This is a genomic window from Limosilactobacillus agrestis (genome assembly GCF_014145585.1).
Taxonomy (GTDB): Bacteria; Bacillota; Bacilli; order Lactobacillales; family Lactobacillaceae; genus Limosilactobacillus; species Limosilactobacillus agrestis.
In genome coordinates this window covers 40,767-51,234 of sequence record NZ_JACIVF010000029.1, presented here as the reverse complement: position 1 = coordinate 51,234, position 10,468 = coordinate 40,767, and the positions used below count along the sequence as shown (strand labels likewise).

The 10,468-nt window shown below is 36.9% G+C and carries 11 protein-coding genes and 1 other annotated feature; of the genes, 4 read left to right on the top strand and 7 right to left on the bottom strand.

The window, feature by feature from the left end:
* Nucleotides 1-427: 427 nt before the first annotated feature.
* Nucleotides 428-3,064 (top strand): bifunctional acetaldehyde-CoA/alcohol dehydrogenase, encoded by a 2,637-nt coding sequence (gene adhE, locus H5R88_RS02175; protein WP_182600145.1) that lies wholly within the window; start codon nt 428-430, stop codon nt 3,062-3,064.
* A 95-nt stretch (nt 3,065-3,159) separates the two neighbouring features.
* Here adhE and H5R88_RS02170 read toward each other — a convergent pair whose 3' ends face one another.
* Genes H5R88_RS02170 through H5R88_RS02160 form a run of 3 tightly spaced genes read right to left on the bottom strand, consistent with a single transcriptional unit; the run spans nt 3,160 to nt 4,852 of the window.
* Nucleotides 3,160-3,915, bottom strand: a complete 756-nt coding sequence (locus H5R88_RS02170) for a DUF4097 family beta strand repeat-containing protein (protein WP_182578738.1) — start codon at nt 3,913-3,915, stop codon at nt 3,160-3,162.
* Entirely contained in the window at nt 3,916-4,527 is a 612-nt protein-coding gene (locus H5R88_RS02165) for a DUF1700 domain-containing protein (RefSeq protein ID WP_182578739.1), read from the bottom strand.
* Nucleotides 4,520-4,852, bottom strand: a complete 333-nt coding sequence (locus tag H5R88_RS02160) for a PadR family transcriptional regulator (protein ID WP_182600144.1) — start codon at nt 4,850-4,852, stop codon at nt 4,520-4,522. The genes H5R88_RS02165 and H5R88_RS02160 overlap by 8 nt, the downstream gene beginning before the upstream one ends.
* Nucleotides 4,853-5,040: 188 nt before the next feature.
* Between H5R88_RS02160 and mscL the strand changes: the two genes are divergently transcribed.
* From mscL to H5R88_RS02145, 3 genes are all read left to right on the top strand, one after another.
* The gene (gene mscL, locus H5R88_RS02155; RefSeq protein ID WP_182578741.1) at nt 5,041-5,412 is read left to right on the top strand and encodes a large-conductance mechanosensitive channel protein MscL; all 372 of its coding nucleotides are present in this window, start codon (nt 5,041-5,043) and stop codon (nt 5,410-5,412) included.
* Nucleotides 5,413-5,614: 202 nt separating this feature from the next.
* Nucleotides 5,615-5,845 carry a hypothetical protein gene (locus H5R88_RS02150; RefSeq protein WP_182578742.1) on the top strand — a complete coding sequence of 77 codons (231 nt, stop codon included), beginning with the start codon at nt 5,615-5,617 and terminating at the stop codon, nt 5,843-5,845.
* Between the two features lie 147 nt (nt 5,846-5,992).
* The gene (locus tag H5R88_RS02145; RefSeq protein WP_182578743.1) at nt 5,993-6,277 is read left to right on the top strand and encodes a hypothetical protein; all 285 of its coding nucleotides are present in this window, start codon (nt 5,993-5,995) and stop codon (nt 6,275-6,277) included.
* 475 nt (nt 6,278-6,752) lie between these two features.
* On the opposite strand, the gene rplL is transcribed toward H5R88_RS02145, so the two are convergent.
* The 4 genes from rplL to H5R88_RS02125 form a co-directional block, all read right to left on the bottom strand.
* A complete protein-coding gene (rplL, locus tag H5R88_RS02140) occupies nt 6,753-7,118 on the bottom strand; it encodes a 50S ribosomal protein L7/L12 (protein WP_003666310.1) in 366 nt (121 codons plus the stop codon).
* 56 nt (nt 7,119-7,174) lie between these two features.
* Complete coding sequence (rplJ, locus tag H5R88_RS02135) at nt 7,175-7,675, bottom strand: 50S ribosomal protein L10 (protein ID WP_182578744.1); 501 nt, start codon at nt 7,673-7,675, stop codon at nt 7,175-7,177.
* Nucleotides 7,676-7,707: 32 nt separating this feature from the next.
* Nucleotides 7,708-7,826: a sequence feature (ribosomal protein L10 leader region), on the bottom strand.
* Nucleotides 7,827-7,873: 47 nt separating this feature from the next.
* Nucleotides 7,874-8,995 (bottom strand): non-hydrolyzing UDP-N-acetylglucosamine 2-epimerase, encoded by a 1,122-nt coding sequence (wecB, locus tag H5R88_RS02130; protein WP_182578777.1) that lies wholly within the window; start codon nt 8,993-8,995, stop codon nt 7,874-7,876.
* A 28-nt stretch (nt 8,996-9,023) separates the two neighbouring features.
* Nucleotides 9,024-10,325, bottom strand: a complete 1,302-nt coding sequence (locus H5R88_RS02125; RefSeq protein WP_182600143.1) for a glycosyltransferase — start codon at nt 10,323-10,325, stop codon at nt 9,024-9,026.
* Nucleotides 10,326-10,468: the final 143 nt, after the last annotated feature.

Sequence of the window (10,468 nt, the reverse complement as noted above, 5' to 3'; positions counted from 1 at the left end):
CACTTCAATATGAGCAGAATCTAGTTGCCTAGAAAAATATTTATTCAATTTTAAAGCAAGAACATACAGGTTCCAACTTTAAGGGTACACGTCATTCTGAATGGTGTTTTTTTATTCCCAATAATCTTCTGACGAATCGTTAACTTAATAACTAACTAAGTTAAATCAATCCATTCTCCTCTATGCCTCCTTTGTGAAATCAATTTCAATGGTTAATAGTTAGTGAATCTGCCATCTCATCGCCCTAAAAATAATACCAATGCTTTTTGCTGTCATGAAAGTGTTATCAAGACAATGTTGTAAGCGAATTCACAAAAAGCAACCATTGTTTAAAGATTCACAAAGATGTTTACAAAGCAAAAAAATGTAGTAATATTATAAATGTTCAAAGGTTAACAAAGAAAAATTGAAAAAGGAGATTTCAATTATGCCTGCTAACAACAAAAAACAAGTTGAAAAAAACGTATTAACTGAAGAAGAAAAAAAGAAAAATGCACAAAAATTAGTTGATGACATCATTGCCAAAAGTGAAGCTGCTTTTGAACAATTACGTTACTACTCACAAGAACAAGTTGATAAAATTTGTCAAGCAATGGCCTTGGCTGCTGAAGAACATCACATGGATTTAGCTATTGATGCAGCCGAAGAAACAGGTCGTGGAGTTGCCGAAGATAAGGCTATCAAGAACATCTACGCAAGTGAATACATTTGGAACAACATCCGTCATGATAAAACTGTAGGAATCATTGAAGATAACGATGAAAACCAAACTATCACGATTGCCGATCCTCTTGGTATTATTGCAGGTATCGTTCCCGTTACTAACCCTACATCAACAACTATTTTCAAATCAATCATTAGCGCTAAGACACGGAATACAATTATCTTTTCATTCCACCGTCAAGCAATGAAATCTTCTATTAAAACGGCTAAGATTTTACAAGAGGCTGCTGAAAAAGCTGGTGCACCAAAAAACATGATTCAATGGCTTCCTGAAAGTAGCCGTGAAAATACAACTGCACTGTTACAACATCCTAAGACTGCTACCATTTTAGCAACTGGTGGCCCTTCATTAGTTAAGGCTGCTTATAGTTCAGGTAACCCTGCACTTGGTGTTGGTCCTGGTAACGGTCCAGCTTACATTGAAAAGACTGCTAATATTGAGCGTTCTGTTTACGATATTGTTCTTTCTAAGACTTTCGATAACGGAATGATCTGTGCTACTGAAAACTCAGTTGTTGTTGACGAAGAGATCTACGACAAGGTAAAAGAAGAATTCCAAAAATGGAACTGTTACTTCTTGAAGCCAAATGAAATTGATAAGTTCACTGACGGCTTCATCGATCCTAAGCGTCACCAAGTTCGTGGACCGATTGCTGGTCGTTCAGCTAACGCTATCGCTGACATGTGTGGAATTAATGTACCTGAAAACACTAAGGTTATTATTGCCGAATATGAAGGTGTTGGTGACAAATACCCCCTTTCAGCTGAAAAGCTTTCACCAGTATTAACAATGTACAAGGCTACTTCCCATGAAAATGCTTTTGATATCTGTGCTCAATTACTGCACTACGGTGGTGAGGGGCACACTGCTGCAATCCATACTCTTGATGATGATTTAGCAACTAAGTACGGTCTTGAAATGCGTGCTTCACGGATTATTGTTAACTCACCATCTGGTATTGGTGGTATCGGTAACATCTACAACAACATGACACCATCACTTACTTTAGGTACTGGTTCATATGGTGGTAACTCAATTTCTCATAACGTTACTGATTGGGACCTCTTAAACATCAAAACAATTGCGAAGCGGCGTGAAAACCGTCAATGGGTTAAAATTCCCCCAAAAGTATACTTTCAACGCAACTCACTAAAAGAATTGCAAGATATTCCAAACATTAACCGGGCATTTATCGTTACTGGTCCTGGAATGAGCAAGCGTGGTTACGTTCAACGTGTTATCGACCAACTACGTCAACGTCAAAACGACACTGCTTTCTTAGTATTCGATGATGTTGAAGAAGATCCATCAACAAACACTGTTGAAAAGGGTGTTGCCATGATGAACGACTTTAAGCCTGATACAATCATTGCTCTTGGTGGTGGTTCACCAATGGATGCTGCTAAAGCAATGTGGATGTTCTATGAGCACCCAGAAACTTCCTGGTACGGGGTTATGCAAAAGTACCTTGATATCCGGAAGCGTGCTTACCAAATCAAGAAACCTACTAAGTCTCAACTTATTGGTATCCCTACGACATCAGGTACTGGTTCAGAAGTTACTCCATTTGCCGTTATTACCGATTCAGAAACCCATGTCAAGTACCCACTTGCTGACTACGCCTTAACACCAAACATTGCGATTGTTGACTCACAATTCGTTGAAACTGTTCCAGCAAAAACCACTGCTTGGACTGGACTAGACGTTTTATGTCACGCTACTGAATCATATGTTTCTGTTATGGCAACTGATTACACTCGTGGATGGTCATTACAAACTATTAAAGGTGTAATGGAAAACCTTTCTAAGTCCGTTCAAGGTGATAAGTTAGCTCGTCGTAAGATGCATGACTTCTCAACAATGGCTGGTATGGCATTTGGTCAAGCCTTCTTAGGAATTAACCATTCTCTTGCCCATAAGATGGGTGGAGCATTCGGTCTTCCTCACGGTTTACTTATCGCTATTGCAATGCCACAAGTAATTCGTTTTAACGCAAAACGTCCACAAAAACTTGCTCTCTGGCCTCACTATGAGACTTACCATGCAACTAAGGACTATGCTGACATTGCACGATTCATTGGTTTGAAAGGTAACACTGATGAAGAATTAGCTGAAGCATATGCTAAGAAAGTTATCGAACTCGCTCACGAATGTGGTGTTAAACTTAGTCTTAAGGACAATGGCGTTACACGTGAAGAATTTGATAAGGCCGTTGACGATCTTGCTCGCTTAGCTTACGAAGATCAATGTACTACGACTAATCCAGTTGAACCACTTGTTAGCCAACTCAAGGAATTACTTGAACGTTGCTATGATGGTACGGGCGTTGAAGAAAAATAATCCAGCGCATAATTAAAAATTAAGACTTTTCTCTTATTAAAAAGCTCCTCGATATCTAGCTGGATATCGAGGGGCTTTTATTGATCTTAGTCTACTTAATTTACTTCATTATCACCAGATTGCGTTATTAAGCGGAGGACATTTTCTGCATCATCATTTTGATGTAAGGATTCTTCACCTTTGTCTTCCCCATTAAGTTCATTATCACCGGCATCAGTCTTTAGGAAATAACCATCAACAGTTGTGTTTGTGACCGTATTATCGCCAGACTGATTATTAACAGTATATTGGCCTTGAACTGTTAAATCATGTCCTGTGAAGTTACCTGACGAAAGTTTTGTACTTCCACCACGTAATGTAACTTGATGATATTCAACGTCGCCTGCACCACTGTTAACATCAATATTGTCCATTTTAACTTTAGAAACTGTTAGATCACCACTTTCTAAATGAATGCGCCCAGCTAAGGCTTGGTCATGCGGGATAGTCACAATGATTAAATCTTGGTGAGGTTGATAATCGTTAAAATTAAAGACAAGCGGAAATCCACCAGTTTGGCGAATTGAAGCAACATTATTATGAACAGTTACTGCCGGAGTATGCTTACTGATGCCAGAATAAGTAATCTGATAATTCTTGCCTTCACGAATTACTACATTAGCCGTCGATGCTGAAATATCAATCCGTTCAAAAGCTTTTTTAGTACTTATCGTTTTAGTGTGAAAATGAAAAATTGCTGGACGATTGTTTTCAAAATAAACGGCCTTGTTACCATTATTAAAGAAGCCTATTCCAAGGAGAACTACTCCTATGATTAAAACAATCAATCCTACCTTAAACGTCTTTTTCATTTACTTTTTCCCCCTTACCTGTACTTTTGCATAAATGAATTTAGCAAAATTTGCAATCCCTTGAACAATAACTCTGATTAACCAGTAGATTAAAGGCAAACAAACAAGGAATAAGCCGATGAGGGTCACTCCTAATCCAAGATAAAATAGTCCACTGAACAAGTTTGTCGCAATTAAACCTATTCCAACATAAAGAGATACAATCGCTATGGCAGCAACTCCAAAGATCAAGACAATTATTCCAGCGATTAAACCGAATGCGATTCCCCCTGCTGCCAACAATAGTACTAATAAGGCAATTCCTAGCCCAAATGTTATTGGTGAAGTAATAATCGCTACTAGCACCCACCAAAAGACACGCCAACTAGAATGAGGTGAAGCAGGGTGTCCTTCTTTAAGTGACTCATTATTAGCTTTAATTGAATAATCGGCTAGTATCTTATGGCTTAACTGTCGTGGTGTGCCTAACCTTTCCTCAATTGCTGTTCGGGTTTCTAGTCTAGCATCTGCAATATACTCATCATAAAATTCTAAGGCATCATTTCGTTCTTCATCAGTCAATTGTCTTAAATATATTGATAAATCATTGATGTATTTTTGACGTTCATTCATCTTTATCTTCTCCCTCACTTAACCCATAAAAAATACCATCTAAACTATTTTTATAATCATTCCATAACTTACGAATACGTTGTAAGTGTTTCTTGCCGGCCTCCGTAATTTGATAATAACGACGATTACGTCCCTGATAAGGCTGATCATAAGTTGTTAAATAGCTATCTTTCTTTAACCGGCGTAAAACGGGATACATTGTTGATTCGGAAATAGTAATAGCTGATTGCATTCGCTGGGTTAGGGCATACCCATAATAATCTTTGTGTTCAAGAATTGCTAAGACCATCCCATCGAGTAAGTCTGCTGTAATTTGAATCTTCATTCTATCCCTCCTTTTTAAGCAGTAATATTATATGAAATATAATATAGTAGTTGAATATAGTATACAAGTATTATTTAAAAATAAATTAAATATTCCTGTGTCATCTCATAAAAGAACTAAGCATATAATCTGTTTGGTATAATTATAATTGAAGTTATCCCCCCTAGAACTAAAAGGAGGTCTATTTTATGTTAAGAGAATTCAAAACATTTATTGCACGTGGTAGCGTCATTGACATGGCCGTTGGGATAATTGTTGGGGCAGCTTTTACATCTATCGTTAAGTCACTAGTTAATAACCTGATCAATCCCCTTATCGGTCTATTCATTGGTCGAGTTGACCTATCTAACCTTGTTTTGATAGTTGGTGACGCTCAATTTAAATATGGAAGTTTCCTAAATGCGGTTATTAACTTCCTAATTATTTCCTTTGTTGTTTTCTTAATGGTAAAAGCAATTAATACTTTCCGTAAAAAAGAGGATAATCAAAAAGATACTCCTAGCGAAGAAGTTATGTACCTCAAAGAAATTACTGAACTTCTTAAAAAGAATAAAGATTAAAAAGCGGCCTCCAAGGTTCGGTTTTACCGAGTGTTGGAGGCCATTATTGTGTACTACGCTATTTATTCTTTATGAAAGGAGCCTGACCTATGTCACACCCCTCTTTATTAAGATATAATATTTTTATTTTTATATCATATTATTGGAATTGAGTTTGTATAATTGTTACTATCATAGTAGGATAACAAAAGAGGTGATAATCATGTTCAAAAAGAAAAAGTGTCCTACGTCAGGTAGCCAAGAAAATGTAACAAGCGCATACCAAAAAGGTTATGATCAAGCAGTTAAAGATTATAAGGCACTAGAACCTTTCCGCAAATATCCGCAACGAGTTATTAATGTTACCAACAAATTCATCAAAGGTAAGATGCATGCACTTCATGACTATGTTGACGGATATGAAGATGCTAAACAGCAACTTTCCCAAAAATAAAGTATTACCATTATCTATCGTAAATTACGAATATTTGAATAACTTCAACTGCTAACTACACCGAGTAATACTTTTTTCGAATGTTGCTATTTATCAGTACAGTATAAAGTTATTTGCTTTTATTTAAGTCCTAAGGAGGGATAGCTTATGTTATTTAATGTTATTTTTTGGATCTTAGCTATTTGGTTTGTCATTAATGTTATTTGGATGTGGTTCCAACTTAATAATCAAATCCTACAAAAGACTTTCGCTTGGATCAATGTTTGTGCAATTATTATTGGTTTTTGGGTTTATTATGGTGTATCTCATGATGCAAGCGCAATTAACGGTTGGTTTATTGCTATGAACTGGGTTAATATTGCTATTGCTGCTATTCAATTCTACTTTGGTTACCGCACCAGTAACAATAGTACTACTCATCCTACAAAGTAGGTTTACCTACTTTGTAACTTTTCTATTCTCCTTTTCACATGTCAAAAGGAGAATGGGAAACAACTTTCTTGACAAGGTGGATAGTTAAGTCCCCCGCCAGCTACTACATCATAGTAGTCTATACTTTAAGAAGTTAAGTTGATTTGTAGCCCAATTAAATACGAGACAATTGATTGATTAATTCAATTAATAACCTCTTACACCACTGTACGTACGGGCAGTTTGTCAACTTAATCATGTTTGAATTAACTGGAGCGTCTTGAACAGATTTATAAGTCCAAGTTGTTCCAGTTTTTCATTTTTAAGGTATTTTCCCTTAAAATTTTTTAGATTCCCCCTCACTCACAGTTGGATCATCAACTTATAGTTCCAACTACTACGGCCCATACGCTACCATATTCATGCTAGGCGCACAAACAAAAAAAGAGTTACGAAAATTACTTCTCGTAACTCTTTTTTACTTAATAATTTTAGACTACTTAAGGGTAACAGTAGCACCAGCAGCTTCAAGCTTTTCCTTGATGTCGTTAGCTTCGTCTTCCTTAACGTCTTCCTTAATAGCTGATGGAGCACCATCAACAAGGTCCTTAGCATCCTTAAGACCAAGACCAGTAATGTCCTTAACAGCCTTAATAACCTTAACCTTAGCTGAACCTGGTTCAGTTAATTCTACAGTGAAGCTGTCCTTAGCAGCAGCGTCACCACCAGCAGCACCTGCAACTGCAACTGGAGCAGCAGCAGAAACGTCAAATTCTTCTTCGATAGCCTTAACTAAGTCGTTAAGGTCAGAGATTGATGCTTCCTTTAATGAAGCAATAATAGCATCCTTATCAAAAGCCATGTTTATTTCCTCCAATGTTTAGGTAATTAATTTTAATTTTGTATTGTATTGATATATTATGCGGCTTCGTCTTCCTTGTCGGCAATAGCCTTGACTGCGCGAGCAATCTTCCGCATTGGATCTTGTAATGCAGATGCAAGCATTGACAACAGTTCTTCTCGACCTGGCATATTTGCATATTCGTTGATTTCGTCAAGAGTCTTAACACTCTTTTCAATGAAGCCACCCTTGATTTCAAGAGCGTCGTGATCATCAGCGAACTTCTTTAAGATCTTAGCTGGAGCAATTGGGTCTTCGTCAGAAAAGGCAACAGCAGTTGGTCCAACAAAAGTAGAACGAAGATCTTCGTAATCAGTGCCTTCAACAGCACGATCAAGAATCTTGTTCTTGATAACTGACATTTGGACACCCGCATCGCGAAGTTGCTTACGTAAGTCAGTAACTTCCGCAACAGTCAAACCACGGTAATCTACAACGATAGCACTTTGGGCTGCATTAAGCATATCAATAGTTTGCTTAACGATTTCAGCTTTCTTAGCAATAGCTGCTTCACTCATGAATTTTCACCTCCTGCAATGTTTTTTTGATCGGATTTATAAAAAAATCCCTATGACCGCAGACATAGAGAAGGAACTTTCATTTCTTCCTCGGCAGGCATTTAATTAAGGCTTTCGCCACCTGAGTCTTAGGCAGAGTCATATTTAATCAACTTTTACAGTTTAACATATTCCCTAAAGTTCTGTAAAGGGACTTTTTTATAATTCTTTTTGGGTTTCCGCCCATTCAGCAATCGCATCTAAAATCCGTTCACTTGCATACCCATCCCCATAAGGATTCTGAGCTTTACTCATCTTATCATATTCTTCAGGATTCTCTAATAATGAAGATAATTCTTTAGCTACATTATTAAATTCCGTCCCGATTAATTTAAGGGTTCCGGCAGTTACACCTTCTGGACGCTCTGTAGTAGTACGCAAAACGAGAACTGGTTTATGAAGTGCCGGTGCTTCTTCCTGCACCCCGCCTGAATCACTCATTACCAGTAAAGCCTTACTCATAATATTATGAAAATCAACCACATCCAATGGGGAAATCAAATGAAAATGATTATCATTTCCCAAAATTTTGTTAGCAACCGCTTGGACTTTCGGATTAAGGTGAACCGGATAAATAACGTCAATATCGTCACGGTGGTCCACAATTGTCTTAATTGCCTTAAAGGTTTCTGCCATTGGTTTACCCCAATTTTCTCGCCGGTGCATCGTAAGTAAAATAATTTTCTTGCCGGGGGTAATTTCGTCTAGTACTTGGTGATGGTACGAATGATTAATCGTATACCGCAAAGCATCAATTGCCGTATTACCCGTAACTATAATTCCATGACAATGATTTCCCATTTTGAGATTTTTAGCACTTGTTTCCGTTGGCGCAAAATATAAATCAGCAAGATCGTCAATCATTTGTCGGTTCATCTCTTCCGGATAAGGAGAATATTTATCCCATGTTCGCAACCCAGCTTCTACATGACCAATTGCAATCCGATTATAAAAGGCAGCTAAGGCCGAAGCGTAGGCCGAACTAGTATCACCATGAACTAATACAATATCTGGCCGTTCTTTTTGAATAATTGGTTCAAGTCTGGTCATCGTTTCTATTGTAATTTCTGTTAATGTTTGTCCAGGACGCATTATTTTCAAATTATAATCAGGTTCTATTTGGAAAACAGCCAAAACCTGTTGAAGCATTGCAGCATGCTGACCAGTCGAAACAACCACAGATAAAAAGCGCTCATCTTGCTCCAGTGCCTTAACGACTGGACCCATTTTAATTCCCTCCGGACGAGTTCCAAATACCGTCATTACTTTAATCTTTCTCATCATATCTCCCTGCTAATTATAAATAAACTCAAGCCGCATTTTTCCCATGTTCCGTTTTAATCCACGAATTTTGATGGAAACTCCATCGCCAATAAGCCATTATAATACTAAAAAACAGAATAACATACATATAGGAAATTCCAATCGGTAAAAAGAACAATTGACGCTTTTTTAAAGGGGGTTCATGATAGTGAGCTAAGTCACGACAGTAAAAGATACCAAAAATTATTCCCCAAAATAATGAAAAGGTTACTAATCCTCCTATCACTAATGAAAAGGTCATAATCGGCAAGTAACTATAAAGATCATGCCAATGAGTAAGGGTAATCGTCGTTAAAATAATAATCGCAATATCTGCAAGAAAATTAAGCCATGGCTGAAGCAGAAAATAATATATTCCAAGTTTCTGTGTCCTACTTAAAATTCGACTTTTAATAACTTGCGGAAGGTACTTAAGACAATTTAAATCGCCTTGCACCCACCTACTCCGTTGACGAATAAACCTTTTCGGAGACGTTAATGCTTCCTGGTAAACATATGTATCTGTCATATAATCAACACGCAATTTTTTTAGCATCATCTTTATCGTTAATTCATAATCATCTAATAGCGCATTACCCCAGGGATGTACACCAATTTTATCAATAATTGGTTTGAGACGGAAAAATTGTCCATTTCCACTTAAACCAACTGTTTTAGTATACATTCGCATAATTTGAGCCATGTGATTAATGCTAAAAAACTCAATATCTTGCAATATTTGTAAGCCATTTTTAAAATGTGGATACATTTTAACTCGCATCTGGGTAATGTTCGTCTTTGGTAAAGAAAAATATGCATTTAATCTTTGTAGCGCATTATCAGCTAATTGCGCATCAGCATCCACAACCCCAATAATAACCTTTTCAAAGGGAACTCCCTGACGGATAGTGATCTGACAGATATAATCTAAAGCAAAGTTCAATACGTCTCCTTTACCTGTATGGGCATTAGGGACATAACGCCGTAAAAGGTGTACACGTGAATTATTAATCTGCTTAATTTTACTGATCGAACCATCACTACTGGCATCATCTACTACTACTATTTCAAATTGTTTAAATTTCAATAGCCCCTTTATTGTTCGTTGAATAACCCCTGCTTCATTAAAACATGGAACGATAACATAATATTGTAAATTACAGTCAATTTTAGCTGGTTGTTGGTTTCCAGCAAAGTGATAAAAGTCACGAGGATATGAAATCATTCGAAATAAAAGACTAATCAACGAATAAAATAAAAATATAAACAGCGCGATCCCCCAAATAAGTGTAAAAATTACAATTAACATCTATAATTATCCCTTTTTCATATTTTGGTGATAAATCAGCCAAAATAAAAAACTAACTACAAAAGATACCATAAACATTACTATTAAAGTAAGGATAACGGACGCTGCCATTCCTGTATTAGTTAAATTTATTATTGACATTA